Source organism: Paenibacillus elgii NBRC 100335 (genome assembly GCF_004000865.1).
Classification (GTDB): Bacteria; Bacillota; Bacilli; order Paenibacillales; family NBRC-103111; genus Paenibacillus_G; species Paenibacillus_G elgii.
Genome location: NZ_BIMB01000026.1, coordinates 69,396 through 96,056, shown reverse-complemented (window position 1 = coordinate 96,056; position 26,661 = coordinate 69,396). Strand labels below are relative to the sequence as shown.

Sequence of the window (26,661 nt, the reverse complement as noted above, 5' to 3'; positions counted from 1 at the left end):
ATTACAATTATAGCACAAATGTTCGTGTTCATATACAAGAGATGCTGATTCATCTCCCCCTTATCGAAGAGGGAGTCTTCTCAGCCTTAACGATAAAGAGAATTTTTCTCAATCATCATGCACACACCCATTTACCGAAGCGCATCTTCGATCCCCTACCTTGCCTTCGGCACCGGCTTCTGCTCCTTGTACTGAAGCTCGAACAAACGGTAATAGTACCCGCGCTGCGCGAGAAGCTGGTAATGGTTTCCGGTCTCGCGAACCTTGCCCTTATGCATGACGATAATCTGGTCGGCATGCTGGATCGTCGACAAGCGGTGCGCCACGATCAGCGTCGTCCGGCCTTTCGAGATGTTCATCAGCGCGTCCTGCACGATCAGCTCCGTCTCCGTATCGATATTCGACGTCGCCTCGTCAAGGATGAGAATCTGCGGACGGAACGCGATCGCGCGCGCGAACGACAGCAGCTGCCGCTGGCCGAGCGACAGATTGATGCCGCGCTCGCCGAGCAGCGTCTTGTACCCGCCGGACAGGCTGCGGACAAATTCGTCCATATGCACCATCCGGGCCGCCGCGACGACCTGCTCGTCGGTAATTTCCGGGTGGTTCAACCGGATATTCGAGGCGATATCTCCGGTGAACAGGAACACGTCCTGCTGCACGATGCCGATGTAACGGCGCAGGTCGTCCAGCGGAATGTCACGGATATCGACGCCGTCTAGCTTGATACTGCCTTTTTGAATGTCGTAGAACCGGTTGATCAATTGGATGATCGAGCTTTTGCCCGCCCCTGTCGCGCCGACGAACGCCACCGTCTGTCCGGGCTGGATCGTGAAGCTGACATCCTTCAGCACCCAATCTTCGCCGATATAGGCGAACCATACGTTCTCGAACGCGATTTCGCCGCGGATTTCCTTCGGCAGCCGCTTCGGCTGCTCCGGGTCGACGATCGCGGGCTTCTCGCCGAGCGTCTCGAAGATGCGCTCCGCGCCGACCATCGCCGTCTGAATCTGGTTGTATTTCTCCGCCAAGCTCTGCAGCGGCTGGAAAAATTGCCGCACGTAATGCGTGAAGGCATACACGATCCCGAAGGTTAAGCCGCCGTCGATGACGCTGGCGCCGCCGTACCAGAGAAGCAGCGCGATCGCCAGATTGCCGAGGAAGCCGATCGCCGGCTGGAAGATTGAGTTGATGACCGTTCCCCGCATCCCCGCCCGGTAATATTCCGTATTGTGATGATCGAACTGCTCCCACTGCCGCTCTTCGCGGATAAACAATTGCGTGATCCGGATGCCGGACAAATTTTCCGCCAGAAACGAATTGAGCCGTGACAGGATCATCCGCGATTTTCGCTGGGCGTCCCGGATAACCGACCGGTACCAGAACGTCAGCACGGCCAGAAACGGCAGCACCGCAAACGACAGCAGCGCCAGCTTGACGCTGAGCTGCAGCATGACGGCGACGATGCCGATCAGCACGATGACGTCTTTGATCAGGTTGACGACCACCTGCGAATATAGCTGGTTAAGCGCCTCCGTATCCTGCGTGACGCGGACGACGAGCCTCCCGACGGGATTGCGGTCGAAATACGACATCGACATGCGGCTTAAATGCTGAAAGAGCTGCTGCCGGATGTTGAAAATGATCGTCTGCCCCGTATACTGCAGCAGATTGCTTTGCAGGTAACTGACTAGTGCCCCGATGACGACCGCGCTAAGAAAAGCGACGCCCAGCCAGAGGAAGCCGGTGTAATCCTGCTTGCGGAACGCCTCCAACGCGGTGGCGTCCAGCGGCTCGGCGGCGAACGTCTGCCCTCCGGCGCTTACTTCCGCCTTGCCGCCCACTTCCGCTATGGTCGCCTGCTCCGGCTGCTTGGCGATCCAGCCGGCGATGAGCCAGTCTTTGCCGTCGATGCGGACGATCTGAGCCTGCTGCGCTCCAAACTCCGGCTGGCGGGCCGCCCGCTCGGCTGCATCCTCCGGTTCGAGCCGGACGTAGGCTCTGCCGTTCCACGCCGTCACGGCTCCGTAGCTCCGCAGACGGTCGGCCTGGGACGCTTCCGCCGACAGCATCGGCTTATGCAGCCCGTTAATATGGCCGTCGATCGCCACCTTAATGAGATAAGGGCGCGCCAGATCGGCAACGACGATCAAAAAAGCCAGCGCGATGCACAGCACGATCATTCGCCAATAAGGCTTGGCGTAGGACAGCAGCTTCGTCAGCAGCTGCGTGTCCTTCATCGTCTTGACGGTTTTCTCAGCGTGTATATTCATGCGCCCGCCCCTCCCCGCATCAGCTGCGAAGCAGCGGCGTCCTGCTCCTGTCCGTCTTCCCGCTCGGCTTCCTGATCCAGCAGCTGCTTATGATACATGTCGGCGTAAATGCCGCCCCTGGCCAGCAATTGCTCATGATTGCCGCGCTCGACGATGCGTCCTTCGTCCATGACGACGATTTGGTCGGCGCTCTGCACCGACGAGATCCGGTGCCCGATAATGATCGTCGTCCGCCTGTTCATCACGGATTTGAGCCCTTCGAGGATCAGATCCTCCGTGATCGTATCGACCGCGGACAAACTGTCGTCGAAGATCAGCACCGACGGCTTCTTGATCACGGCCCTCGCGATGCTGACCCGCTGGCGCTGGCCGCCCGACAGCGAGATGCCGCGCTCGCCGAGCGCCGTATCGAACTGATTCGGAAACTCGACGATATTTTCGTACACTTGGGCGATCTTGGCCGCTTCCACGACCTGGTCGTCGCTGTAAGGCTTCGGATCGAACCCGATGTTGTCCCGAATCGTGGACGAGAACAGGAATTGGTCCTGCGGCACGATTCCGATCTGGCCGCGCAGCGTCCGCAGCGGAATTTCGTGGATGTCGTGCCCGTCGATAAACACCGTCCCTTTCGGCGGGTTGTACAGCCGCACGAGCAGATGCACCAGCGTGCTTTTGCCGCTGCCGACCCGGCCCACGATGGCGAGGCTGGAGCCCTTCGACACCTTGAGCGAGACGTTCCGGAGGGAGGGCCGCTTCGCTTCGGGGTAAGAGAACGTCAAGTCGCGGATCTCGATCTCACCGCCGATCGTTTGAATCTCCGGCTTCGCGATGACGTCGTCCACCACGTCCGGCTGCGTATTGAAGATTTCCAGCAGCCGCAGCTCCGACGCCTTTCCGCGCTGAAGCAGATTGACGACCCTTCCCAAGCTTTCGATCGGCCCCATAAGCAGCGACAAATACGTATTGAACGCGACGAATTCGCCGAGCGTAATGATGTCTTTCAGGACCATGATGCCGCCGAGCACGACCGAGACGAGAAAGCTGAATCCGACAATCCCCGCGCTGAGCGCTCCGAATAACGAGTTCGAGCGCACGTACCGCCGGTTCATTTCGACGGCCCGCCGGTTATCCTGGGTGAACAGCTCCCGCTCCGCTTTTTCCTGTACGAATGCTTTGACGACCCGGATGCCCGCGGTAAACTCCTGCACACGGCTCGTCAAATCGGAGATCGCGGACTGCATATCCTTCGATTGCTGCATGATCCGCTTGTTGAACCGGTAAGCGAGCAGACTGAGCAGCGGCAGAGGCAGCATCGTCAACAGCGTAAGCCAAAGATTGACCGAGCTCGTCATGGCCACCACGGAAACGACGATCAGAAACACCGCTTCCATCACGTTGAAGTAACCCTGCATCGTCACCTCGCGGATGACCCCGACGTCGCTGATCGCGTGCGACATCAAGTCCCCGATCCGCTGATTGTTGAAATATTGCGCCGACAGCTTCTCCCAGTGGACGAACAGCTCACCGCGCACCCGCATCTCCAGCTGCCGCGACAGCCGGAACAAATAAATACGGGAAACGGACCGGAAGAAAGCGATCCCAAGCCCTGCGGCAATCATCCAGACGCCGAACCGGACCGCCTGATCGTAGGTCAGCGCGCCTGTCTGGAGGCTGTCCGTAAACCGTCCGAGCAGCCAGGGAATGATCAGCTGCAGGATGGACGATATGGACAATAATGCAAAGCCCATTAGGTAGGGCAAACGGTTCCGCTTGATATGAGACCAGAATATATTGTTATTCTCCATCCATTTTCCTCCGTCACAATTGAAGACTATTGTAAGGGTACCGCGATCGGGAGGAAGAAGCCATGGATATGTTTACCTTATAGAATGGACTATTTGACTTTTTGGAACTGCCAAATATGAATTTTGGCGCACCCGCCCGGCACCCATTGTCCGAGAGACGCCCAACGTTCGGGATCGATTCCGTCCCACGCTCCCGGCTCTGCGGCGTATTCGTCCTTCCGGGTACGGACGGCCCGCATGAACCGGTATTGCTTGTCGCTAAGCCCGTTCCACAGCTCCACGAACAGCCCCGGCTGATCCGTTCCCTCGTACAGCTCCACCTGGGGAAAATCATCGCGCAGCCGCTGAGACCATTCTAAGTACGGGAGGCGATATGACGCATCAATTCGGTATTCGACAAAAACGATACACATTTTTTTCACAGCCTTTGCTTTATTTTGGACAAGAAAATGATACACTAATAGTAATGGGCTAGAGTAGACTATTGAAAAATTAGACGTTCAGGAGGTTAGTCCATGGACACCGGTACACACCTGGTGATCGGGCTCGGCCTGGCAGGCTTGGCATATATCGATCCGGTTGTGGCAGCAGATCCGATGGTTTCGACAGCCGTACTGATCGGAACGGTAGCCGGCTCACAGGCACCCGATGCCGATACGCTGCTGCGGCTGAAAGGTAACGCCGCTTACATTAAAAATCACCGTGGCTTATCCCACTCGCTGCCTGCTTTGGTGCTTTGGACGGCGCTCATCTCCGGGATTCTCTGGCTTGTTTTTCCCGCTTTGCCGATGTGGCATATAACGATGTGGGTGTTTATCGCGGTTGCGTTTCACGTATTCACCGATTTGTTTAATGCGTATGGAACCCAGGCGCTTCGCCCGATTTCAGAGCGATGGGTCTCGTGGAATATCATTCACATTTTCGACCCGGTCATTTTCTCGTCTCACGTGCTCGCTATTTTTATATGGTCGGTGCATCTGATGCGTCCGGAAATTCTGTTTCCTATATTATACGCATTCCTCGCCCTCTATTATATATGGCGTTCATGGACCCATTACCGGCTGGAGTCGGGGCTGCGCCCGCAGGATCCGACTTACGAGCCTGGCGACCGGTACACGCTGATCCCGACGGTCCATCTGCACCAGTGGCAGATCGTGAAGCGGAAGCAGGACGGTTCGTTCCAGCTCGGGGAGCTCAGGAACCGCAAAATCAATTGGATCGACCGGGTTTCCTGTGCCGTCCACCCTGCCGTGGAGGCCTCTAAAGCTCACCCGAACGTCGCTTGCTTCCTGTACTTTAGCTCCTATGCGTGCGCCGAGCTGAAGGAGCATGCCTGGGGGTACGAGGTGCGCTGGGCCGACGTGCGCTACCGGCACCGCAAGCAGTATCCGTTCGTCGCGGTGCTGCTGCTCGACAAAAAGCTGAATCCGATCGATTCGTACGTAGGCTGGGTCAGCGATTCCCGGCTCGAAAAGAAGCTGCGGATGGGCGGCGCTTAACAAGCGGGCTCATCCTCCTCTTTTTTGCTGCCATGGAAAAAAGCTCAAGGATTTCTCCTTGAGCTTATATTCGTGAAGCTTGGTTCCCAAGCCCCCGGTTAGCGGACTGCGCCGCCGGAGATGGCTTGCTCGGCGATTTGGACCAAGCGGCGGGTAATGTGACCACCGATTGCGCCTGTGTCGCGGGAAGCCATGTAACCGTAGTAGCCGTCTTGCGGAATTTGAATGCCCAGCTCTTGAGCAACCTCGTACTTCAATTGCTCCAAAGCTTGGTTTGCTTGAGGTACAACTAATTGATTGCTGCTGCGGGATTGTCCTGCACCCATGTTCAGCACTCCTTTCAACGGGATGATGTCTTTGATGTATTTGCAAGCTTGCAAGCTTATTATGTGTCGTATGCCTGAACTTATACTCCCTTTTGAAAAAATCAATCGGAGTTTCAAATTTTATCGGAAAGGCAGGTGCGAACTCGTCATGACGAAAGGATTAGGGTTGTTTTTTGCCTTCGGGGGCACCGCGCTCCTCGCATGCATCAGCTTCTTCATGGCCACGGGCAAGCCTTGGCTGGCGGCGCTGTCCGGCTTGGTGTCGGTGCTGTTTATCGGAGCCGGCTTTATCGTGAAAGCCAAAATGAGAAAACGAAACGAATAAAAGAGCTTGTCCGGGACGAAGAAAGTTTCGTCCAGACAAGCCCTGGGGATGGGCTACAGAACAACGTAGCCCATTTTTTCTTTAACCCGCTTCAGCATTTGCTCCGCTTGCGCTTCCGCGCGCACTTTGCCTTGACGCAAAATATCGTAGAGCTCGCCCGAGCTGCGGATCTCCGCATACCGCTGCTGGATTGGCTCCAAGGCAGCTACGACCGCTTCGGCCAAATCCTTCTTGAACGGCCCGTAGCCTTGCCCTTCGTACTGCGCTTCGATCTCCGCAATCGTTTTGTCCGCACACTGGGCGTAAATGCTGATCAAGTTGCTGACCTCCGGCTTGTTTTGCGGGTCGAATTTGACTTCCCGCCCCGAGTCGGTCACGGCCCGGCTTATTTTTTTGCGGATGACGTCCGGGGCGTCCAGCATCGCAATGTAGCTGCCGGCGTTCGGGCTGCTCTTGCTCATCTTCTTGGACGCGTCGTCCAGCGACATAATCCGTGCGCCCACTTCAGGGAAGTAGCCTTTTGGAATCGCAAACGTGTCCCCGTAGCGCTGGTTGAAGCGGTGCGCCAGATCGCGCGTCAGCTCCAAGTGCTGCGTCTGGTCGTCGCCGACCGGGACGAGAGCCGTATCGTACAGCAAAATGTCGGCGGCCATCAGCGACGGATAAGTAAACAGGCCCGCTCCGACAGATTCCTTGCCCGCAGCTTTGTCTTTGAACTGCGTCATGCGTTCCAGCTCGCCCATATACGTGAGCGTCGTCATCAGCCAGCCGAGCTCGGCATGCGCAGAGACGGTTGATTGCAGGAACACGGTCGCCACGTTCGGATCAATGCCTGCCGCCAGGTAGAGCGCAGTGACGGCCTCCGATTGATCCTTCAGCTTTTCCGGCTCCTGTGGCACCGTGACGGCGTGCAGGTCTACCACCATAAAATAACAATCGTGCGTATGTTGAAGCTTCACGTAATTTTTCAATGCGCCGATATAGTTGCCGAGCGTCAGCTGACCGCTGGGCTGCATGCCGGACAATACTCTCAATTTGGACATTTTCAAGTCCGCCTCCTTTATCTTATCTCGCCTGTAAGCTTCCCGAGAAAAACAAAAAGGTCTCCCGCCGCAAGGGACGAGAGACCGTGGTGCCACCCTAATTTACCCACAACGTACTGTCCCAGACAGATCCCGCGGGTCTTCAGCCTCCTGTAACGGGGAGGAAACCGGACCGGCCTACTGACGCGCAACGCTAATCGAAGCTTTCCCGGGCCCGGGTACGTCTGCGCACGTTCAACCTTCAGCTCAGGGACCCATTCGTTCGGCTGCCGCCCGCCGGTTCGCACCACCCACCGGCTCTCTGCAGAGCTTGCCTGCCGACTACTTATTCCCGTCATCGCTCTTATTAGACGTCATTGTACCCAAACACCATCCCCTTGTCAACCTCGGAATCGAAACAGGAGCGTTAAACGCCGTGGCCACACGCTTTTTCAGCGTTCATAAACTCTAAAAACTTGTCCTATGTACGAATCGGAAAGCATACTATATAATAATAATTACGAATAATAAGGAGACATGCCCCTTGCAAACAATCGTCCAACGGTGGGTTACGAACATTCTCGCCGTGCTGTGCATCCTGATGCTGGTTCTCATTTATACGCAAAAGCAGCCGCCGGACTTGTCCTTTTTAAGCAGTGCCAGCATGCAAAATTTCAAGACGCTATTCATCAGTATTATCCTCGAAGCGCTGCCGTTCGTCCTGCTCGGCGTGCTTGTGTCCGCACTGCTGCAGATGTTCGTGTCCGAGCAGACGATCCGCCGGCTGATGCCGAAAAATCCGGTGCTCGGCATTCTGTTCGCCTGCGTCGTCGGCATTATTTTTCCGCTGTGCGAATGCGGCATGGTACCGGTCATCCGTCGGCTGGTGCTGAAGGGAATGCCGGTCTATGTGGCCGTCGTCTTCATTCTCGCCGGTCCGATTATCAATCCCGTTGTGTACGCGGCGACCTTCATGGCATTCCGCACGCGGCCGGAGATCGCTTACTCCCGGATGGCGCTCGCCTTCGTCGTTGCGGCGGCGATCGGCCTCATCGTATACCGGTTCGTGAAGCGTAACCCGATCCGCGGGGCGGCGCCGGAGCTTAGCGCCAACGGGTACGGCGCTCCCCAGACCCTGCATGAGCGCCACGGCGCCCAGCATAGCGCGCATGAGCACGAGCATACACATGAGCATGGCCATTCCCATGAGCATCATCATGACCATGCCCACCATCACGAGCATACGCATGCTCACAGCCACGCGCACGACCACGGGCATGGGCGCAGCCGAGGCAGCCGTTTGCTCGGCGTCCTCGGACACGCCTCGGACGAGTTTTTCGACATGGGGAAATATTTGATTTTCGGCGCGTTTCTGACCGCACTCATTCAAACGTTCGTCGCGCGCGAAAGCCTCGTGTCCATCGGCCAAGGCGACTTTACCTCCCATCTGTTCATGATGGGGCTCGGGTACGTTTTGTCGCTCTGCTCCACCTCGGACGCTTTTGTCGCTTCGTCGTTTTCCGCAACCTTCTCGACCGGCTCGCTGCTGACGTTTCTCGTCTTCGGTCCGATGCTCGATATCAAAAGCACGCTGATGCTGCTGTCGGCCTTCCGCGCCCGCTTCGTGCTTCTGCTGTCCGCACTGGTCGTTATAGTCGTGCTCGCCGCATCGCTGCTGTACGAACGGCTTTTCTTCATGTGATTTGACATCCAACAAGGCAAAAAGGAGTGTGTGCCGTGAATTCTCGGGTATTGGGCCTGCATCATGCTTTGAAAACCGTTATTTTGCTCGGCTTCGCCGTCTACATCGCCTATTTGGTCAAAACCGACGGCATCCTTCTGTACATAGCTCCCCGTATGGTCGACTACGTCAAATGGTCGGCCGTCGCCCTGTATGCCGTCGCCGCCTACCAGCTCTACTTGGCTCTTCGCACCTGGCGCGGCCGGGCATCCGCCGTCTGCGATTGCGACCATGATCACACCCCATCGCGGTCGCTGTTCAAAAACATCGTCGTGTACGGATTGTTTTTCTTCCCGCTGCTGCTGGGCTTTCTGCTTCCCGACAGCACGATGGGCAGCAGTCTTGCCGCCAAAAAAGGGATGAACCTCAGCAGTTCCAGCTCGGTGAAAAAAGACAGCGAAGCCGCCGGTGCGGAGACCGGAACCACGAGCGCCCCGGCAGGGACTGCCGCAGGTACGGATACCGCCCCCGCTGCTCCAGGCGTTCAAGCACCCGGAACCCAGGCGGCGACGCCTGCGGATGGGGAGCTTTTTCCTGCGGATAAATTTACCCAGCAATACGCCAAATATGCGAAGCAGCTCTACAAATCCGATTTGATTACGGTGAAAGAAGATTTGTTCATCGAAACGCTGACGTCCGTCGATCTGTATCTCGACCGGTTCGTCGGCAAAAAGCTGCAGCTCACCGGCTTCGTCTACCGGCAGGAGGAGATGAAGAGCAACCAGTTCGTCGTGGCGCGCTTCTCCATCCAATGCTGCTCCGCGGACGCCGCCCCGTTCGGGGTACTGGCCGAATACGACCGCGCCAATACGCTGTCGGACGACAGCTGGGTCACGGTCACCGGTACGATTCAAAAGACGAAGCTGAACGATGCCGACATCATGGTGCTGAAGGTCGAGAAAATCGCCAAAGCCGAGCCGGCCAAAGTGCCGTACGTCTACCCGAATTTCGATTTCGGCGCCTGATCCAAACCATTTTCCCGGGTGACAGTCCCCGGCTCCTCTGGTACAATGGAAGCGATTTACGATCGGACTATTTTACCGGACAAAGGAGAGCTTTCGGAATGATAATTAAGCAGATCGACTGGCAGGGAACCCCCGCCTATACACTCGAAAACGACAACCTGATCGTCAGCATTTGTCCGTCCGTCGGCAACAACGTATACAGCATTTGGGACAAAACGCTGGAGCGGGAAATGCTGCGCGTCCCGGCCTCGCCGGCCGAGATGGCCGCCGAGCCGGTTCAGTACGGCACGCCGATTCTGATGCCGCCGAACCGCATCCGCGATGGCCGCTTCACGTTCGAAGGGCGCAGCTACCAATTCGAGATCAACAATGCGCAGGGCAATCATATTCACGGCGTGATCAAGAGCCAGCCCTGGACCGTGCTTGCCACCGGCGAAAAGGACGGGGCCCTCTACATCACGTCCGTCTTTCGTCTGACCGACGATGCACACGTGCAGCATCAATTCCCGCACGAGTTGGAGCTTGAGGTGGCTTACGAGCTGCGGGGCAGCACGCTCCGTCACCTGCTGAAAGCGACCAACCGCGGCCCAATGTCCGCTCCGTTCGGCTACGGGCTCCATACGTGGTTTTTGCTGGACGGCGAGCCGGAGAACTGGACGCTGCAGCTGCCGACGAGCGGCTTCTGGGAGCTGGACGAAACAAACGTGCCTCTCGGCCATATCGCGCCGCTTAGCGGCAGGTACGCGAAGTTGCCCGAAGGCGACGTGCTGGAAGGCCATGATATGGACACCGTGTTCCAGATCGGGGACTACCCTTGCCTTGCCGTGCTGTCCGGCCCGAAGGCGGATATCCGCTACAGCGGTTCCGATCTGTTCAAGCAATGGGTCATTTATACGAAGGGCGAAGCCCGGGATTTCATCTGCCTGGAGCCGTACACTTGGGTCACCAACGCGCCGAATATCGATCAACCGGCCGAGGTGACCGGCTTCCGCGCCATCGAACCGGGAGGCTCGCTGGAGCTGGAAGTAAAGCTTGAGGTTACTTACAAATAACTAGATGATCAAACGTTAAAAAGGCTCGCAAACTGACCGGAACGAAACCGGGCGGCGCGGGCCTTTTCGCATTATTTTCCCCCTCGCCTCGTTGCCCCACCGTTCTTTTCCTTTTTCTACACGGGTCTATAATTCCAAGTCCGTACGCAAATATTAGCTAGTAGCTTGGAATTAAGCGATCTGGAGGGCCGCGCGATGACCAAACGATATTGCCGTTATTCCGTTCTTCTGATCCTGCTGCTCTCGGGCGCGTGCTCTCCCGCGGCCGAGCGTACCGCGCCTCCAGCACCGTCTCCAAGCGAACCCCGGACGGGGAACGCCACGAAGGCAACTCCCACACCCGCGCCTGCACCTCGCCCACTGTCTTCTTCCGAACCGGCTGCCCCTGCGGAACGCCGGGTCACTTTGGCCGCCGTCGGCGACGTACTCATTCACCGTACGATCTACGAGGACGCACGGACACAGCGCAGCTACGATTTCAACCCCGTCTTCGAGGCGGTACGGCCGCATTTGGAGGGGGCCGACGTCACGTTCGCCAATCAGGAGAGCATTACCGGCGGAACCGCGCTTGGGTTGTCCGATTATCCGGCCTTCAACAGTCCGTTCGAGGCAGCCGATGCTCTTCGTGACGCGGGAGTCGATATCGTCTCGATGGCGAACAATCATACGCTTGATCGCGGAGAACAGGCGGTGCGTCAGGCGATTCGGCATTGGAAACGGCTTGGAGTCGAATATGCGGGCGCAAGCGAGACCGAAGCGGACCGCCAGCGTCTCCGGATCGTGGAGCGCAACGGCTTGAAGCTTGCTTTCGTCGCTTGGACTTACGGGACGAATGGAATTCCCCGACCTCCGGGCAAGCCTTATTTGGTGCATTTGCTCGAACAGGAGCGCGCATTCCAGCAGGAAATCGCCGAGGCCAAGAAACAAGCCGACGCTGTCGTGGCGAGCCTTCATTTCGGAACCGAATATATCCGGCTTCCGTCGGAGCAGCAGCGAAAATGGGCCCGTTTGGCCGCAGCCGCCGGAGCCGATGTGATCCTCGGCCATCATCCGCACGTGCTCCAGCCGCTGGAATGGATCGATAACGGAAACGGCGGGAGAACGCTCGTCGCTTACTCCCTCGGCAATTTCCTAGCCGCGCAAAAAAAGCCCGGTCCGCACGTGCGGATTGGCGGAATTTTGAAGGCGGAGCTGAGGAAGCCTATCGGAGCGTCTGGCGGCAAAGCGGCCGTCGTGATCGGCGGAGTTCGGTTTCTGCCGACCTATGTCCGGTTTCAGGCTTGGCGGGGATACCTGGTCATTCCGTTAAGCCAGGCCTCGGAAGCGGAGCTTCCCGGCGTGCGCAGCATACGGGAGGAGATCGCAAACCATATGCGGCGGTGGCTCCCCGAGCTGCTTGTCGATTAACTGGTGGAATGACAAAAAGCTGAGCCGTATGGCATCAGCCTTTTTCTCCTTTTCGAGTCCGGAACACACACCTGCCCCGCTTTTTTTCGTACGATATAGAAAAAGAATGCGGAAAGGCAGGCTGGACAGATGAGCATCAGCAAATCCGATTGGTTCGACGGAATTACCAAATTGTTGACCGAGGACAAACAGATGAAGACCATGTTCAAGGAAATGGAAAGACTGGAAAAAGAGATGACCGCCCTAATAAAGCAAATGGAGGCGCTCAAGAAGCCGAAAAATAGCAACTAGCCCCGGGCAAGCTGCCGCTTTACCGTTTCGACGGTATCCTTGAAATACGGCCGGTAATCCAAAGGTTCGACAAAACGCAAAAACGTCTCTCCGATCTCCCTTACCTGCTTGGCGTAATCCGACCAATCGATATCATACGTGCCCAATTCGCGTGGGGATCTTCCCTCCCGTTCCTCCACTTCCGTCAATTCCAACCGGCGGTCGGCCTTATGCCGTACGATAAACGAGAACGCCCGGCATTCCGGATCGCCGCAGCCGCAGCAGAAGAACGGTATCCGCTGCCATTCGTCCGCCGGCGCCCACCGAAACGGCTCCACATCTTCATGAACGCTGAGCAGCAGCGCCGGAAGCCCTACGTCGATGCATAGCGGTTCGTCGATCAGCGTTTCGCCGTCAATCTCCAGTTTAACGTCGGCATGCACGATTTGCAGGTCCGCATCGAAGGACCAATTACTGCACGTCAGCAAAAATCCCAAGTTCAATCCCTCCTCGATCCGATGGTCGTATTTACCAATTTCCAGTCCGTGTATAATCGTTCTCGTGGAACATACTACCTAGTGAACGGAGGTGATATCGATGGGCGCAGGACAATCCCGCAGCAGCAACCAATTGGTCGTACCTCAAGCTAATCAGGCTTTGGATCAGCTGAAGTATGAAGTTGCTCAAGAGCTGGGCATTCAGATTCCTCAAGATGGTTACTATGGCTTTATGGCAACCCGTGATACTGGGGCAATCGGGGGTCACATCACTCGTCGTCTGGTTCAAATCGCCGAGCAGCAGCTGGCAGGCAAGTTCACAAGATAATGCACGACCTCAATACTTAACCGGGCGGCTCCTTAGGGACCGCCTTTTTCCGTTGCCATTCATTATAGCAAAACTATCATTTGCTTTCTATTTGCCACTTTAGCTATGACTTAAGTATAATTGGAAACATAGTCCCTCAAAAGGAGGATTGCTTTTGGCTCTCCGGTTCGGGAGAAGCCGTTTGCCTGAATTGCTGGCTCAGACAAACAGGACACAGGCAGATCTAGCAAAGCATTTGGGAGTTACTGAATCTTACATTTCACAAATCATCAAAGGGAAAAGCAAGCTATCCGTTCTCAAAATGAAGATGGCGGCGGATTACCTTAATTGTTATATGGATGATCTTTTTGAATGGGAATGGGAGACAGGTAAACGGTAAAGAGCAAATTTGGTTTGCTCGTTCTCCGGCCATAAACTTAAGTTATAGCTTAAGTCGAGCCAAAAATGGTAACGATGTCCGAGATCAATATGCTGCTTGCAGACATGCTAAAAGAAATAGAACAGCTTAGAATAGGGCTCAATGCCCTATCCCAAAACAAGAATTCCTTGGTAGACCCTGAAGTGATCAGGGCTAGTAAAAAATTGGATGACGCTTTGAACGAATACGCCCGCCTGTCCAGCAAATGGCAAGACCCCCCCACCGGCCAAGATTAGTGGGGGGACTGTTTTCTATGGCTTCTTCCGGCAATTCGTCCGCGCAGTAATTGCCGGACGACCTCGCGTGTTAGAGGTTGATCGCATAGAGCCGGAGCTCCTCATCCGAACCCGCTTTCGGGATCATACCCTCAAAACTTAAACCTAGCCTTTCCAGCAGCTTGGCCGAAGAATCATTATCTTTGGTGGTGATCGCGGCAACGCGTTTTAGCCCCAGTTCGGATTTGGCATAAGCCATCGCGGCGGAAGCAGCCTCGAAGGCGTACCCTTTCCCCCGGAAATCGGGAAGAAAAGCATAACCGACATCGACATCCTCCAAGTAATCCCGTTTTGCAAATCCACAGATGCCGATCGGCGTGCCCCCATCCTTTAGTTCCGTCAAATAAAATCCGAACCCCTTGCGGGCATAGGAGTCCAGCGGCCCTTTTATAATAAAGCTTCGCGCGTCATCGAGCGTCCTCAAGCCTTTATCGCCGATGTAGCGGATCCAGGGAGGATCGTTCATAAGCTCCAGAATAAACGCCGCGTCCTCTACGGTTTGGTGGCGAAGAATCAGCCGGTCGGTTTCTAGTACGATCATCGTCGTTGCCCCTTTCATTCGCAAAAACACACCCCTGTGGTGCTTAATGAGGTGTGTCATTCGGTGGATTATGCTTGTTATTTTTCTTGTCATGGATGTACAGATCGAGCGCTTCAATCCCTCTGCGCGCAAGCTGAATAAATAAAATTAAACAGTAAATGGAAAGACCGATTAAAATGACATAAATCAGCATACTCCCAATAGCAAAAAACTCTATGTTAATCACCTCCGAATTGATTATACGCCTGCTGTTCCAAAAAGTTCCATACTATAATCCCCTATTAAAATCAAAAAAACCTCCCCATCAAGGGAGGCTGTAAGTTATATCGAACAATTAGAGCGTCAGAAGGATTGAATTTAGTTGAAAACATAAATCAATTTTAAAATAATTATAATGGGATAAAAGAAAGACTTGGTATGAGTGCAGTAAGCTTAGTCAATAAGAAAAATTTCTATCGAAGTCTATTCATGGATGAGCGACCGCGGTTTAGCGGAAGTTTTTCTTGGGATATAGAATTTGTTCAGCTTCGCTGAAAACTTATAAATTCTATATCGTTCAAAAATCGCGCTTGTTTTTATTGGACTCGCTAACCAAATTCGCCATGTTGTAATTTGATTCAAAGGTCACGCTGGTGCAAAGCAAGTCTTGGCGCATCGCGAATTCAAATTGAATCTCACCGTGCGTCCAACGTTTCAGCTTCAACGATTCCAGAGCGGTCTGGCGGAACGAATGCTGATGGCTTTCGGACAGGCCGCGCTGTGCCACCTTGATCTCCGTACCCTTGCTCTCCAGAGGAAAATGCCGGATGCCGAACTTCCCGACCATGTTATTTCGAATCTGGACAAAAACCGTCCCCGAGGTAAGCTGAGCCAGCTCCTCTCTCAATTCCCGAAACACCAAATCCAACTGTCTGGCTAAAGGCAACTGTTCTAAAATCACAGAGTTCCTCCTTTCAAGTAGTATAATTGGAATATTATGTATATCTGAGGCTCTAGACCCATTATAGGACAATATAACCACGTTGACAACAAGTTTTTTCATAAAATTCACGATAATTCAACAAAATTTTACATCACGAGACACCGCACATATGGGACCGCTTTCATTGAAGTGACTGAATGGCTGCTCTCGTTGGAAAACTATGGACCGGGCATTCTTGGGGGTGGTATAATGACCCATACAGCCAGGGCGATGACGTAAGCATTTTATCCTATACCTCAAAGGAGTCGTTAACTTATGAACTGGTTTCTGGGCCTTTCGTTCAAGAAGAAGCTGCAAATCGGCTGCTACACCCTCGTTGTCGTCTATTCCGCCGCCATGCTTCTGCTTATTTCCGCGTCCTCCTTAAGTCCCATTCTCGGGTTCGTGTTTCTGGCTGTGATGGCAGGACTCAGCTATCCTTTTGTACGCTGGTTGGAGAGAGCGCTTACAGAACCGATTAGCGACATCTCCCGTGCCGCCCTGAGCATCTCCAAAGGCGATTTCTCGCAAAAGATCCACATTCGCTCCGACGACGCACTTGGCGAGCTGGGAACGGCCTTTAACCGCATGACGGAGAAGCTGCGCGAGCTTCTGCAGGAAACCGGACGGGCCTCGAAGCATGTGTTCGACTCCAGCAGAGATATTTATTTTAAGAATGAGAAGATGAAAACGGTGCTTGAGGAAGCGTCCGTCGCCGCCGGAGAGCTTGCAGCCGGAGCCAATCAGATTTCGGAAGAGATCAGCGGCGTCTCCTCGGCTACGAAGGATATCGAGCAGCGGGTAACCGTATATACGGAATCGACCCGAGAGATGAACTCGCGGGCCAGACAAATGATGGCGCTGGTGAACAAGGGGCTTCAATCGGTGGAAAGCCAGAGCGGAGGCATGCGCAAAAATGTCGACGCGACGGCTAACGTGTCTCAAACGATCGATTCGCTCGCCCGGCAGACTGGCAGCATCTCGCAAATGACTCGAACCATCTCGGATATTGCCGAACAAACGAATCTGTTGTCGTTGAACGCTTCCATCGAAGCGGCACGGGCAGGTGAGCACGGCAAAGGCTTCGCCGTCGTCGCCCAAGAAGTCCGCAAGCTGGCGGAGGAAGCCACCGCCTCGACCAAAGAGGTGTTCGGTCTTGTTCGCAGTATCGAACAAGGGATTCAGCATGCGCTTGCGTCCATGGCCGAGAACGAGCAGATCGTCGCGGAGCAGACGAAGCTTATTGGCGAAACGGAACGGGTTTTCGCGGAAATCGTCAGCAGCGTCCGGTTCATTTCCGAGCAAATCGCCGCTTTCGCCGATGGGACCGAACAAATGCTGGCCGGAGCCAAGCACATTTCGGCTACGATGGAAAATATTTCGGCCATTACGCAGCAATCCGCCGCCGGGACCGAGGAGGTGTCCGCCTCGATGATCGACCAGATCTCGGCCGTACAGGCCATCGTGGCCCAATCGGAGGAAATGACGAAGCTGGTGACGAAGCTTCAGCAGACGATGAGCATCTTTAAGCTGTAGCGTTAGGCGGGGCTTTGTCGGAAGGGCATATCTTACGCTGGAAATGAGGGATAAACAGGTCCGCCTCCGGCCGCTCTTGATATCGGGTCATTTGAATTATAACTGAAAGGTATTGACCCGATATCAAAGGCGGCACGTAAACTCTCCGACGGACCCGTTTATCCAATTTTTCAGCTCTAGGAACCCTTTAGATAACAAACCCCGCCTAAATAGGCGGGGCCCAGGTTGTTTTAAGAAACCCAGAATGGAGAAAATCTCAGACCAATAGAGGTGGGGTATATCCCGTAAGAGTTTACGTCCGCCTTTGAGACCCGTGAAAATACCACAAATTCTAATCAAGTTCACGGGTCTCAAGAGCGGCTGGAGGGATATACCCCACCGGCATATGCAGAGAATTTCTACGCGAAGCGGGTTTCTCACTAAACAAGCCCCGCCTAAAAAAATAGGCAGGGCTAAAGATTACTCCGTTAAGCGCAGGAACTCGTTGACGTCGGCGATGGTGACGTCCATCGCCTGCTGCCAGAAGTCCGGCTTGCGCAGGTCGACGCCGAGATGCTTGCTCGCCAGCTCTTCGACCGTCATCCGTCCGGTATCGCGCAGCAGCGCGATGTACTGGTCTTCGAACGCCGCGCCCCGGCGAAGCGCTTCGGCGTACAGACCAGTGCTGAACATGTAGCCGAAGGTGTACGGGAAATTGTAGAACGGCACGTCCGTCAAGTAAAAATGCATTTTCGATGCCCAGAAGTGCGGATGATACTCGGCAAGCGCATCCCGGTACGCCTTCTTCTGAGCAGCTTCCATCAGTTCGTTCAAGCGCTCGATGCTCACGAGCCCTTGGCGGCGCTCCTCGTAAAAGTCCGTCTCGAACAAGAACCGCGCATGAATGTTCATATAGAAAGCGACCGAACGCTGAATTTTATCTTCAAGCAGTGTTAAGCGTTCTTCGTCTGTGGCCGCCCCTTTTACCGCCGCGTCGGAGACGACCATCTCGGCGAACGTGGAAGCCGTCTCGGCGACGTTCATCGCATAGTCCTGAGCCAACGCCGGCAGATCGTTCATCACGTGCTGATGATACGCATGTCCGAGCTCGTGCGCAAGCGTCGATACATTCGATGCGGTGCCCGCATAGGTCATAAAAATACGGGTTTCCTCGGAGATGGGGAACGACGTACAAAATCCGCCGGGACGCTTGCCTGCGCGGTCCTCCGCTTCGATCCAGCTGTTCTCGAACGCCATCTCGGCGAATTCGGCCATCTTCGGACTGAAGCGGCGGAACTGCTCGACGATGAGCTGCGCACCCTGATCGTAGCTGAACGTCGTACTGCCTTGGCCGACCGGTGCGTCGACATCGTGCCATGCCAGTTTCTCCACGCCCAGCAGCTTCGCTTTCCGCTCTAGGTAACGGACGAACATGTCTTTGCTTTGCTCGATCACGCCCCACATCGCATCCAGCGTTTCCTTCGACATCCGGTTGATGGTCAGCGGCTCCCGATGAATCTCATCCCAGCCCCGACGCTCATACAGCTTAAGCCGGAAGCCGCCCAGATGATTGAGCGCGTCGGCGCAGTAATCGGCATGCTTCGCCCATTCCCGCTCCCACAGCTCGAATACCCGCTGCCGTACGCTGCGGTCCGGGCTGTACATTTTGTTGGCGGCTTGTCCCGCCGAAAGCTCCGTAACGCTCCCGTTCTCTTCGAACGGGATGCTGAACTTGCTCACGGTCGTGTTGTACAGCTCGCCCCAACCGTGGTACCCGTCTACGGCAAGGTCGTGAATGAGCGCCTCCTGCTCCGGCGGCAGCTTCTCCGAAGCAAGCCGGCGCCGCTCTTCAAGCGGGTAAGCGATTTCAATCAACTCCGCGTGAGCAAGCAAGCCTTGCCAGGCCGACTCGGGAATGCGGCGCAGGAAATCGTCGAAACGCGTCAAAGCGGAAGCGAAAGCGGCTTGAATCGACTTCACCTGCCCGGTGAGCTGGACCGCGCGCTTGTCGTTTTGATTTTCCGCTGTCAGGCAGCCGGTGAACGACTCCGCTTCACGTATTTTTAAAAAGGCCGTTTGCACCAGCACGATCACGGGAAGCAGCGATGCCGATTGCTCGGCCCTTTCCGGTACGGCCAGCCCGCTTAACGTCTCGTCCAGTTCGACGATGTTCGATTGCAGCTCTTTCAAAAATTGAGTAAAAGCATCAGACCCGCTGCCTCCGGGAAAAAAGCGCTCCAAATTCCAAGTTTGCGGCAAAGGATTACGCATGGATAAACACCTTCCTTATTTATACATTATGTATCTCTTTCCATTAAACCACAATTTGGCGCAAAACCAAAATGCGGCGGCCCCATTTTTTGGTTGAATTTTAGGTCTCGGATATGATTAAATGGAGACTGTAGATCTATAGACTGGAGGGACTGCCAATGAGACCTTTGCAGATTTCACCTGAGACGGCGCAGAAACTCGCCAAGGAATTGAAGGTTCCGATCGAACACCTGATGCATATGCCTCAGCATATTCTTTTGCAGAAGCTGGCCGAGCTTGCCGGACAGACGAAGGACAATTCCACGGCTCCGGCACCGGATCAAGATTCCGGCAATTCCGGCCGGGAGTAGACGTATGATACCTTTTGAGAATACATGGCCCTATGAACGGATCGGACAAGACGTGTATGTGACCAGCTGCCCCTTTTGCCACGCTGCCAATGTTTTGCTGCCGCTCAAACTTAAAGACCTCTCGGAACTTCGCGAAGGCGTCAAAAAGCTGCTCGTCTTCCCCTGCTGCCGAAATAAAGAGACTCTGGTCGATGCCGACCAAGATTATTTGCTTGCGGGCCGTCCGCTGCGCCGATACGGCAAAGAGTAAGCGTTCCCGCCTTCCCAGGAGACATCTTCATGGATTTCACTGCGCTTACGCATGCTTGTACCTTGATAGCGCTCAGTTATATGGCACTTAAGATACGTAATCTGCTGGTTATCGAACGTTTACAAGCATTAGCCGTGCCTTTGCTGACGGGAGCCGCCAGCATCGTTATGATGCTCTTGCCCTTGTCGGGGGACTCCCTGTTCAGCGACTTGAAATTCGCGCCGATCGTCATGGCCGGCCTGCGGTTCGGCTGGCTCTCCTCCCTGCTGTCCACCTTGCTTCCTGCGGGGTACATGCTGCTGGAGCACAAGCCGGACTGGGGCATCGAAGCTGTTCAGTCGCTTCTGCTGCCCGCCATTATCAGCTCGTTGTTTCACCGTAAAGAATATGATTCCGGTTATGCTTTCATCCGGCTAATCGACGGCTGGAGCGTCTGCGCGATTCTCACCGTGGTGCGCGTCGTTTCGCATGTCCAGCTGGAGACGGCCCAAACCTCGCTGTTCTGGCTGTCGCAGCTGCTGATGCTCGTCTTCTCGGGGCTGGCAATCATGGCCTTGATCTATATGTTCAACGACGAGAACAAAATCTGGATCGTGCAGCGAAAGCTGGAGCTGGAAGCGAAGCAGGACAACCTGACCCGGCTGCCGAATCTGCGCGGCTTTATGGATATCGCCAAGCGGACCGTCCGCAGCCGGCGCATCGCCATCATGATGATCGATATCGACAATTTCAAACGGTACAACGATACGTTCGGACACCTGCACGGAGATCAGCTTCTTCGGGAGGCCGGGCAGCTGCTGAAAACGGCCGTCCATGAGCAGGACTACATCGCCAGGTACGGCGGAGAGGAATTCATTATTTTAAGCCACATGACAGATGAAACCCAGCTGTCGCATTATGCGGATTGGCTGCGCCATAACATCGAAGATCACCGCTTTTACGGGGATTCGGTGGCCGGAACGACGATTTCGATCGGCATCTCCATCTCCCGCATGCCGGGTGACGAGCTCCGTCGGCTCATTGCCGAAGCGGACGAGGCGCTGTACGTCTCCAAGCAAGCAGGCAAAAACCGCTATACGTTCTATCGGGCAGACCAAACGCAGCAAAAAAACGCTTGAAGCGTTCTCGGATCGATGCCGGGAAGCTTGAAGCGTTTTTGAGTTGAGGGCTTAGGTCAATTCCTGGGCCTCGGGTTCGAGAACGACCGAATCCGCAAGCATATCCTCACGGGTCACGGCCCATTGCTCGCGGCATGCCCGAATCATGCCGGCATCCATGATGCGCTTGTCGTTAATGACGCGCGAGAACCATTTGACCGCTTGGTTATACTGCTTCAGCCGGCGGCTGAGCTCCCCCATCAGGTACATCAGACGGGCATTGTTCATCTCCGCCGCTTCCGTCTCGAACGCCCGCGTATACTCATCCAGCGCATGCTGCAAAAACCGGGCTTCCTGCTCCTTGTCGTTCCGGTAGCGGTAAAGCCAGGCGATATGGTGCAGCATCCCGGCGGTAATGCGCCCTTTATCGTTGACCGTCTGGGCGGTAACAAGCGCAAGCTTATAAGCGTAGAGCGCATCCTCCCACGTCCGTTCGCCTCCGTAGTCCTTGTACGTCCAATGGTCGGCGATTTTTTCGCGAAATGCCGTTTTTTGCGCCGGCGTCAGCCGGTCCTTGGAATTCTCCGTCCCCGCAAACCCGCAGTGGGGGCAGATGCGTACGACATAAAAGTCGGGGTTGATGTCCTTATAATGAACGCAGAAATCGGTGTCGGTCCCGGAAGCCTTCTTGAAGCTCGGGCGGACGCGGGACGTTTGAAATACGGCGTCGCAGTGATGACATCTGACGCTGACTTGAAATAAAGGTTCGACCACGGAACACACTTCCTTCGATCAGCTTCGTTTTCTGGTTTCAATAAGCTTCGTTAGCTGTTGCTATGGGTGTTGACAAAATGATACGCCGGGCCCTTCAGCCGCTCCAGTACGGCAAGCCGAAGCTCCCGTTCCATCCCCGTTTCTTCCAGCGCCTCCGCCATACAGCCGAGCCAGGCGTCCGCACGCTCCGGCGTGATCGGAAACGGCAAATGCCGCGCACGCATCATCGGGTGCCCGTACTGCCCGGAATACAGCGGCGGCCCGCCGAAAAATTGCGTCAGGAACAAGTACTGCTTCTCCATGACCGGCATAATGTCTTCCGGGAACAGAGGCCCCAACAGCGGATGCGCCTGCACCTTCGGGTAGAAGGCCTCCACAATGCTGCGGATGGCCGCCTCCCCGCCGATCGCTTCGTAAAACGTCAACTCCCGTTCTTCCCGGGTCATGCGGTTCATCTCCCAACGAAAAAAGATGCTAAGCTGCCTTGCGACTTAGCATCGTTATTTTGTAAAACGCTTTATACATCCTCTTCGCCCGACGTCATCAACGTCTCCCTAATGACATACACAAAAGCGCATACGAGAATTCCAGCAATGATACCCATCATCTGAAATCACTCCCATTCTCATATTGGTACTATTGTACCATACATAGCTCGAAAATTCAGCCTTTTTCTGACGGCCCGGCAACTTTTTCGTCCCCGATGCCTGCGCGTCCGGGAGGCATGTCTCCCCGCAGCGGCTCATATATCAGAATGACAGGCCTTTCTCGAAAGGAAGTGGTACCTTTGCTTGGCAAACGAATATCCGTCCATGTCGCCGCATCGCTCGCCGTCCTGCTGGCCTGCTTGATGCTCGCTTTCCCCGCCGAGGCGTTTCAAGCCTCGCTAAAAGGATTGTCCATCTGGTGGGACGTGCTGTTTCCGGCGCTGTTCCCGTTCTTCGTCATCGCCGAAATCATGCTCGGGCTGGGCATCGTGCATTTTTTCGGCATGCTGCTTGATCCGATGATGCGTCCGATATTTCGCATTCCCGGCATCGGGGGCTTCGTCATGGCTATGGGTTTCGCCTCCGGCTATCCGATCGGCGCTCGCCTGACGTCGCAGCTGTGGACGCAGCGGCTCGTCAACCGGGAGGAGGGCGAGCGACTGGTCGCTTTTACGACATCGTCCGACCCGATCTTTCTGATCGGCGCCGTAGCCGTCGGTTTTTTCCACGATGCCGCGCTTGCGGGCGTGCTCGCTGCAGCGCATTACGGCTCGGCTCTGCTGATCGGTTTCCTGATGCGGTTTCACGGCAAACCGGGGAAGCACGCCGACGAATACCGCCAGCCAGCGTTCGCGTCTCTGCTGGAAGCCTCCCCCGGCCAGCCGCTGTGGCGCCGCGCTTTCGAAACGATGCATCATGCCCGGATGAACGACGGCCGGACGCTGGGCACGATGCTGCAGCAGGCGCTCGCCTCGGGGCTGTCGATGATTTTCGTGATCGGCGGACTCGTCGTCTTTTTCTCCGTCGTCATGGAAGTGATGGCTTCCGCGAAGGTAATGAGCTTGTTCTACGCGGCCATTGAATCGGTGCTGGGCGTCTTCGGACTGCCGCTCCCGCTCGCCGAAGCGGTAGCGAGCGGCTTCTTCGAGGTGACGCTCGGGGCCAAAGCCGCAGGGGCGGCAGCCGGCGTCCCGCTCGTGTATCAGGTGGCGATCGCCGCCTGGGTGCTATCCTGGGGGGGCCTTTCGGTGCATGCGCAGATCATCAGCCTGCTGCACCATACGAACCTGCGCTACGCGCCGTTCGTCGCGGCCCGATTCGTCCACGGCCTGCTTGCGGCCGGGCTTGTCATGGTTCTATGGCAACCGCTTGCCCCTTATCATGCCGAGCTTGCCGCCTTTTTTCCTAAGCCGGATATGACCCGCCCGCTGGAGACGCTGGCGCAGCATACGCTTCCGGCGGCCGGGCTTACGTTTGCTGCGGTGCTAGGCGCATCGCTGCTCCTATCCTTCTGTTTTCTTATAGGGAAAAGATGTATGAAGCGGATTCGATCATAAGATACTACTAGGAGCCAACAGAAGCGTAACCGGTTCCTTCTGCTTCCGCAGTCGAAGAACCAAATTCAGGGTCGAGGTGAAACGATGTATACGATGTTCCATCGAAGAGATTTGGCGCTGCCGCCTGCGATCGGACGATTGACCGAGCTTGCTTTCAACCTGTGGTTCAGTTGGAACGACGGAGCCAAGGCGCTGTTCGCGGCGATCGAGCCGAAGCTGTGGGACCAGTTCCGGCACAATCCCGTGCGCTTGTTGACGGAAACAGATGCCGCCGTCCTGAAGGAACGGTCGGAGGACGAAGCCTTCCTGCAGCGATACCTTGACGTCATGGCCGAGTGGGACGCGTACCGCGAGGCGGAAACGTGGTTTCAGAAGGAATACCCGCAGCACGCCCGACAGGCGATCGCTTACTTCTCGGCGGAATTCGGCTTTCATGAATCGCTTCCGATCTATTCGGGAGGACTTGGCGTTCTGGCCGGGGACCACTGCAAATCGGCCAGCGACTTGGGCGTACCGCTCGTGGGCATAGGATTGCTTTACAAGAAGGGCTACTTCGATCAAAAGCTGGATACGGAGGGAGGGCAGCTGGCCGAAAATATCGCCTACGACTTCAACAAGCTGCCGATCGTCCCCGCCTATGTTCCGGTGCTGGAAGCCGAATCGCCGGCCGCAGGTCAAGGGGATGCCGCGCCTCCGCTGCGGGAGTTGGCCGTTGACGTGACGCTGGCCGACCGGACCGTCCGCTTGAAGGTATGGCAGGTGCAGGTCGGCCGCGTACCGGTCTATTTGCTAGATGCCGACTTGGAGGAAAACAGCCCCTGGGACCGCGAGCTGACAGCTCAATTGTACGGGGGGAATCAGGATATCCGGATTGCGCAGGAGGTGCTGCTCGGCGTCGGCGGCGTCAAAGCGCTGCGGGCGCTCGGGATTCCGACCGGCACGTTCCATATCAACGAAGGGCATGCGGCGTTTCTGTCGTTCGAGCGCATCCGCGAGCAGCTCGACAAAGGCCTGCCGTTTCACGTCGCGCTGGAGGTCATCCGCGCCAGCACCGTATTTACGACGCATACGCCGGTACCGGCCGGGCACGATGCGTTCCCGCTCCCGATGTTCGAATATTATTTCAGCCGCCTGTTCGCCGATTATCCGTCCGCCCGGCGGGAATGGACCCAGCTTGGGCTCGACGAAGCGAAGCAGTTGTTCAACATGACCCACCTTGCCTTGAACACCTCCGCGCTGCGCAACGGGGTCAGCAAGCTGCACGGCCACGTGTCGCGCGAGATGTTCCGGGCCTTCCACGGCGGCATCGGTATCCCGGAGGTGCCGATCGGGCACGTGACCAACGGCGTCCACCTGAGCACGTGGCTCGCCCCCGAGCTCAAGGAGCTGTTCGGCCGCTTTTTGCCGGGGACTTGGCTGAGCCATCAAGCCAGTAAAGACTCATGGAAAACCGTCGATCTGGTGCCAAGCGAATCGCTCTGGTCCATTCATCTGGAGCTGAAGCAGCGGATGATCCGGCTCGCCCGCGCCAACCTGCGCGAGCAGCGGCGCCGCAACAGCCTGCCGGCGGACCGGATCGAGGAGGTCCGGAACTATTTGTCCCCGGACGCGCTGACCATCGGCTTCGCCCGGCGGTTCGCAACCTACAAGCGGGCCAATCTCATCTTCAACGATTTGGAGCGGCTGGACCGCTTGGTGAACGATCCGAACCGGCCGGTGCAGTTCGTCTTCGCGGGCAAGGCGCACCCGGCCGACCGTCCCGGACAAGAGCTGATCCGCGAGATCTACAGAGTGTCCGAGCTGGACCGGTTCCGCGGCAAAATCGTGATGCTTGAAAATTACGACATGAACATGGCGCGCCATCTGGTGCAAGGAGTGGACGTGTGGCTCAACAACCCGCGGCGGCCGTACGAGGCGAGCGGCACCAGCGGCCAAAAAGCCGCGATGAACGGCGTCATCAACTTCAGCGTGCTGGACGGCTGGTGGGAGGAAGGCTACGACGGCGCCAACGGCTGGAGCATCGAATCGAGCGAAGGAGCGGATGCCGGTACGCAGGAGCGCGAGAACACCGAAGCGATCTACCGCCTGCTCGAAACGGAGATCGTGCCGCTCTATTACAATCAACGCCCGCTCCCGGCCCAATGGGTCACCCGGATGAAGCGTTCGATCCGCACGCTTGCGCCGGTCTACAATTCGGACCGGATGGTCATGGAGTATGTGAACGAATTTTACGTCCCCGCCTTGAAGCGGACGCAGCATTTTGTAGCCAACCGCTATGACGAAGCGACCAAAGTTGCCGATTACAAGAGGTTTATCCGGAAAAACTGGCATCACGTCCGCGTTGCCGAGCTGAACGATCCTCTGGCCCACACGAATGCGACTTCCCCTAAGGAGATCACGGCCACGGTGAAATTCGGACCGGTCTGGTATAAAGATACAGCGGTCGAGATCGTCTATTACGAGGAAAAAGCGGGCCGCTGGGACCCGGTGATCGTGACGATGGAGCCCGTGCGCGAGCTCGGAGACAACACGGTGCTGTACCGGGCGGTTCTTCCGCCCCATCTCCAGCATGGCCCCCATTACAGTGTGCGCGTATATCCGGTGAGCGCGAACTTCGCCCGCCGCTTCGAGCTGCCGCTGGTTACGACATTCTAA

Annotated in this window: 27 protein-coding genes and 1 other annotated feature; of the genes, 16 read left to right on the top strand and 11 right to left on the bottom strand. The window is 56.1% G+C overall.

Translation table 11 applies throughout. The features are described 5' to 3' along the window. Window positions 1-155: 155 nt before the first annotated feature. The 3 genes from PEL01S_RS19600 to PEL01S_RS19590 all read right to left on the bottom strand — a co-directional run bounded on the left by PEL01S_RS19600 (window position 156) and on the right by PEL01S_RS19590 (window position 4,491). The gene (locus PEL01S_RS19600) at window positions 156-2,273 is read right to left on the bottom strand and encodes an ABC transporter ATP-binding protein (RefSeq protein WP_127461494.1); all 2,118 of its coding nucleotides are present in this window, start codon (window positions 2,271-2,273) and stop codon (window positions 156-158) included. Beyond that, window positions 2,270-4,078, bottom strand: a complete 1,809-nt coding sequence (locus tag PEL01S_RS19595; RefSeq protein WP_127461493.1) for an ABC transporter ATP-binding protein — start codon at window positions 4,076-4,078, stop codon at window positions 2,270-2,272. The genes PEL01S_RS19600 and PEL01S_RS19595 overlap by 4 nt, the downstream gene beginning before the upstream one ends. An 89-nt stretch (window positions 4,079-4,167) precedes the next feature. Beyond that, window positions 4,168-4,491 (bottom strand): hypothetical protein, encoded by a 324-nt coding sequence (locus PEL01S_RS19590; RefSeq protein ID WP_127461492.1) that lies wholly within the window; start codon window positions 4,489-4,491, stop codon window positions 4,168-4,170. Window positions 4,492-4,593: 102 nt separating this feature from the next. Here PEL01S_RS19590 and PEL01S_RS19585 point away from each other — a divergent pair, with 102 nt between their 5' ends. Continuing rightward, window positions 4,594-5,577: a metal-dependent hydrolase gene (locus tag PEL01S_RS19585; RefSeq protein ID WP_127461491.1), complete on the top strand. Its 984-nt coding sequence runs from the start codon at window positions 4,594-4,596 to the stop codon at window positions 5,575-5,577. A gap of 98 nt (window positions 5,578-5,675) precedes the next feature. On the opposite strand, the gene PEL01S_RS19580 is transcribed toward PEL01S_RS19585, so the two are convergent. Then, on the bottom strand, window positions 5,676-5,903 hold the full coding sequence (locus PEL01S_RS19580; protein ID WP_010496482.1) for an alpha/beta-type small acid-soluble spore protein: 228 nt from the start codon (window positions 5,901-5,903) through the stop codon (window positions 5,676-5,678). A gap of 148 nt (window positions 5,904-6,051) precedes the next feature. On the opposite strand from PEL01S_RS19580, the gene PEL01S_RS34585 reads away from it, so the two are divergent. Further along, complete coding sequence (locus PEL01S_RS34585; protein WP_157999733.1) at window positions 6,052-6,228, top strand: DUF5325 family protein; 177 nt, start codon at window positions 6,052-6,054, stop codon at window positions 6,226-6,228. Between the two features lie 53 nt (window positions 6,229-6,281). Here PEL01S_RS34585 and trpS read toward each other — a convergent pair whose 3' ends face one another. After that, a complete protein-coding gene (trpS, locus tag PEL01S_RS19575; RefSeq protein ID WP_127461490.1) occupies window positions 6,282-7,271 on the bottom strand; it encodes a tryptophan--tRNA ligase in 990 nt (329 codons plus the stop codon). Window positions 7,272-7,340: 69 nt separating this feature from the next. Then, window positions 7,341-7,618, bottom strand: a binding site (T-box leader). A gap of 176 nt (window positions 7,619-7,794) precedes the next feature. On the opposite strand from trpS, the gene PEL01S_RS19565 reads away from it, so the two are divergent. From PEL01S_RS19565 to PEL01S_RS34580, 5 genes are all read left to right on the top strand, one after another. After that, the gene (locus PEL01S_RS19565; RefSeq protein WP_127461489.1) at window positions 7,795-8,952 is read left to right on the top strand and encodes a permease; all 1,158 of its coding nucleotides are present in this window, start codon (window positions 7,795-7,797) and stop codon (window positions 8,950-8,952) included. Between the two features lie 35 nt (window positions 8,953-8,987). Further along, window positions 8,988-9,956 (top strand): TIGR03943 family putative permease subunit, encoded by a 969-nt coding sequence (locus PEL01S_RS19560; protein WP_127461488.1) that lies wholly within the window; start codon window positions 8,988-8,990, stop codon window positions 9,954-9,956. Window positions 9,957-10,054: 98 nt separating this feature from the next. Then, window positions 10,055-11,008: an aldose 1-epimerase gene (locus PEL01S_RS19555; protein ID WP_174806976.1), complete on the top strand. Its 954-nt coding sequence runs from the start codon at window positions 10,055-10,057 to the stop codon at window positions 11,006-11,008. Between the two features lie 195 nt (window positions 11,009-11,203). Continuing rightward, the gene (locus PEL01S_RS19550; protein ID WP_127461487.1) at window positions 11,204-12,415 is read left to right on the top strand and encodes a CapA family protein; all 1,212 of its coding nucleotides are present in this window, start codon (window positions 11,204-11,206) and stop codon (window positions 12,413-12,415) included. A gap of 129 nt (window positions 12,416-12,544) precedes the next feature. Further along, on the top strand, window positions 12,545-12,706 hold the full coding sequence (locus PEL01S_RS34580; RefSeq protein ID WP_157244139.1) for a hypothetical protein: 162 nt from the start codon (window positions 12,545-12,547) through the stop codon (window positions 12,704-12,706). Here PEL01S_RS34580 and PEL01S_RS19545 read toward each other — a convergent pair. After that, window positions 12,703-13,182 carry a hypothetical protein gene (locus tag PEL01S_RS19545; RefSeq protein WP_127461486.1) on the bottom strand — a complete coding sequence of 160 codons (480 nt, stop codon included), beginning with the start codon at window positions 13,180-13,182 and terminating at the stop codon, window positions 12,703-12,705. The two genes, PEL01S_RS34580 and PEL01S_RS19545, sit on opposite strands and share 4 nt — an antisense overlap. A gap of 100 nt (window positions 13,183-13,282) precedes the next feature. Here PEL01S_RS19545 and PEL01S_RS19540 point away from each other — a divergent pair, with 100 nt between their 5' ends. From PEL01S_RS19540 to PEL01S_RS35750, 3 genes are all read left to right on the top strand, one after another. Then, window positions 13,283-13,510 carry an alpha/beta-type small acid-soluble spore protein gene (locus PEL01S_RS19540; protein WP_036693306.1) on the top strand — a complete coding sequence of 76 codons (228 nt, stop codon included), beginning with the start codon at window positions 13,283-13,285 and terminating at the stop codon, window positions 13,508-13,510. Window positions 13,511-13,691: 181 nt separating this feature from the next. Further along, window positions 13,692-13,889, top strand: a complete 198-nt coding sequence (locus tag PEL01S_RS19535; protein WP_157999732.1) for a helix-turn-helix transcriptional regulator — start codon at window positions 13,692-13,694, stop codon at window positions 13,887-13,889. 65 nt (window positions 13,890-13,954) lie between these two features. Beyond that, entirely contained in the window at window positions 13,955-14,164 is a 210-nt protein-coding gene (locus PEL01S_RS35750; RefSeq protein WP_371860717.1) for an aspartyl-phosphate phosphatase Spo0E family protein, read from the top strand. A 70-nt stretch (window positions 14,165-14,234) separates the two neighbouring features. On the opposite strand, the gene PEL01S_RS19525 is transcribed toward PEL01S_RS35750, so the two are convergent. Then, entirely contained in the window at window positions 14,235-14,744 is a 510-nt protein-coding gene (locus tag PEL01S_RS19525) for a GNAT family N-acetyltransferase (protein ID WP_127461485.1), read from the bottom strand. 556 nt (window positions 14,745-15,300) lie between these two features. Beyond that, on the bottom strand, window positions 15,301-15,684 hold the full coding sequence (locus PEL01S_RS19520) for a hypothetical protein (protein ID WP_063184073.1): 384 nt from the start codon (window positions 15,682-15,684) through the stop codon (window positions 15,301-15,303). A gap of 297 nt (window positions 15,685-15,981) precedes the next feature. On the opposite strand from PEL01S_RS19520, the gene PEL01S_RS19515 reads away from it, so the two are divergent. Beyond that, window positions 15,982-17,241 (top strand): methyl-accepting chemotaxis protein, encoded by a 1,260-nt coding sequence (locus PEL01S_RS19515; protein ID WP_108531257.1) that lies wholly within the window; start codon window positions 15,982-15,984, stop codon window positions 17,239-17,241. 459 nt (window positions 17,242-17,700) lie between these two features. Here PEL01S_RS19515 and PEL01S_RS19510 read toward each other — a convergent pair whose 3' ends face one another. Next, window positions 17,701-19,491, bottom strand: coding sequence for a M3 family oligoendopeptidase (locus PEL01S_RS19510; protein ID WP_127461484.1), 1,791 nt, complete (start codon window positions 19,489-19,491; stop codon window positions 17,701-17,703). A gap of 158 nt (window positions 19,492-19,649) precedes the next feature. On the opposite strand from PEL01S_RS19510, the gene PEL01S_RS19505 reads away from it, so the two are divergent. From PEL01S_RS19505 to PEL01S_RS19495, 3 genes are read left to right on the top strand one after another with little or no spacing between them, the layout of a single operon-like run. Further along, entirely contained in the window at window positions 19,650-19,841 is a 192-nt protein-coding gene (locus PEL01S_RS19505) for a YycC family protein (RefSeq protein WP_010496464.1), read from the top strand. Between the two features lie 4 nt (window positions 19,842-19,845). Further along, window positions 19,846-20,091: a hypothetical protein gene (locus PEL01S_RS19500; protein WP_063184070.1), complete on the top strand. Its 246-nt coding sequence runs from the start codon at window positions 19,846-19,848 to the stop codon at window positions 20,089-20,091. 29 nt (window positions 20,092-20,120) lie between these two features. Next, window positions 20,121-21,209, top strand: coding sequence for a GGDEF domain-containing protein (locus PEL01S_RS19495; RefSeq protein WP_108531259.1), 1,089 nt, complete (start codon window positions 20,121-20,123; stop codon window positions 21,207-21,209). A gap of 51 nt (window positions 21,210-21,260) precedes the next feature. Here the strand turns inward: PEL01S_RS19495 and PEL01S_RS19490 are convergent, their stop codons facing one another. Together PEL01S_RS19490 and PEL01S_RS19485 are read right to left on the bottom strand one after the other, a co-directional pair. Continuing rightward, complete coding sequence (locus tag PEL01S_RS19490; protein ID WP_010496458.1) at window positions 21,261-21,962, bottom strand: DUF2225 domain-containing protein; 702 nt, start codon at window positions 21,960-21,962, stop codon at window positions 21,261-21,263. 50 nt (window positions 21,963-22,012) lie between these two features. Next, complete coding sequence (locus tag PEL01S_RS19485) at window positions 22,013-22,408, bottom strand: globin domain-containing protein (protein ID WP_063184068.1); 396 nt, start codon at window positions 22,406-22,408, stop codon at window positions 22,013-22,015. 341 nt (window positions 22,409-22,749) lie between these two features. On the opposite strand from PEL01S_RS19485, the gene spoVV reads away from it, so the two are divergent. After that, entirely contained in the window at window positions 22,750-24,006 is a 1,257-nt protein-coding gene (gene spoVV, locus PEL01S_RS19480; protein ID WP_127461483.1) for a dipicolinic acid transporter SpoVV, read from the top strand. 84 nt (window positions 24,007-24,090) lie between these two features. Beyond that, entirely contained in the window at window positions 24,091-26,661 is a 2,571-nt protein-coding gene (glgP, locus tag PEL01S_RS19475) for an alpha-glucan family phosphorylase (protein WP_127461482.1), read from the top strand.

Bases quoted from the DNA above. Each gene is read 5' to 3' on its own strand.
- PEL01S_RS35750 (WP_371860717.1), top strand. From the start codon at position 13,955: ATGGTAACGATGTCCGAGATCAATATGCTGCTTGCAGACATGCTAAAA.
- PEL01S_RS34585 (WP_157999733.1), top strand. From the start codon at position 6,052: ATGACGAAAGGATTAGGGTTGTTTTTTGCCTTCGGGGGCACCGCGCTC.
- PEL01S_RS19585 (WP_127461491.1), top strand. From the start codon at position 4,594: ATGGACACCGGTACACACCTGGTGATCGGGCTCGGCCTGGCAGGCTTG.
- PEL01S_RS19485 (WP_063184068.1), bottom strand. From the start codon at position 22,408: ATGACCCGGGAAGAACGGGAGTTGACGTTTTACGAAGCGATCGGCGGG.
- PEL01S_RS19505 (WP_010496464.1), top strand. From the start codon at position 19,650: ATGAGACCTTTGCAGATTTCACCTGAGACGGCGCAGAAACTCGCCAAG.
- PEL01S_RS19510 (WP_127461484.1), bottom strand. From the start codon at position 19,491: ATGCGTAATCCTTTGCCGCAAACTTGGAATTTGGAGCGCTTTTTTCCC.
- PEL01S_RS19590 (WP_127461492.1), bottom strand. From the start codon at position 4,491: ATGTGTATCGTTTTTGTCGAATACCGAATTGATGCGTCATATCGCCTC.
- glgP (WP_127461482.1), top strand. From the start codon at position 24,091: ATGTATACGATGTTCCATCGAAGAGATTTGGCGCTGCCGCCTGCGATC.
- PEL01S_RS19555 (WP_174806976.1), top strand. From the start codon at position 10,055: ATGATAATTAAGCAGATCGACTGGCAGGGAACCCCCGCCTATACACTC.
- PEL01S_RS19495 (WP_108531259.1), top strand. From the start codon at position 20,121: ATGGATTTCACTGCGCTTACGCATGCTTGTACCTTGATAGCGCTCAGT.
- PEL01S_RS19550 (WP_127461487.1), top strand. From the start codon at position 11,204: ATGACCAAACGATATTGCCGTTATTCCGTTCTTCTGATCCTGCTGCTC.
- PEL01S_RS19525 (WP_127461485.1), bottom strand. From the start codon at position 14,744: ATGATCGTACTAGAAACCGACCGGCTGATTCTTCGCCACCAAACCGTA.
- PEL01S_RS19540 (WP_036693306.1), top strand. From the start codon at position 13,283: ATGGGCGCAGGACAATCCCGCAGCAGCAACCAATTGGTCGTACCTCAA.
- PEL01S_RS19515 (WP_108531257.1), top strand. From the start codon at position 15,982: ATGAACTGGTTTCTGGGCCTTTCGTTCAAGAAGAAGCTGCAAATCGGC.
- PEL01S_RS34580 (WP_157244139.1), top strand. From the start codon at position 12,545: ATGAGCATCAGCAAATCCGATTGGTTCGACGGAATTACCAAATTGTTG.
- PEL01S_RS19580 (WP_010496482.1), bottom strand. From the start codon at position 5,903: ATGGGTGCAGGACAATCCCGCAGCAGCAATCAATTAGTTGTACCTCAA.
- trpS (WP_127461490.1), bottom strand. From the start codon at position 7,271: ATGTCCAAATTGAGAGTATTGTCCGGCATGCAGCCCAGCGGTCAGCTG.
- PEL01S_RS19595 (WP_127461493.1), bottom strand. From the start codon at position 4,078: ATGGAGAATAACAATATATTCTGGTCTCATATCAAGCGGAACCGTTTG.
- PEL01S_RS19500 (WP_063184070.1), top strand. From the start codon at position 19,846: ATGATACCTTTTGAGAATACATGGCCCTATGAACGGATCGGACAAGAC.
- PEL01S_RS19600 (WP_127461494.1), bottom strand. From the start codon at position 2,273: ATGAATATACACGCTGAGAAAACCGTCAAGACGATGAAGGACACGCAG.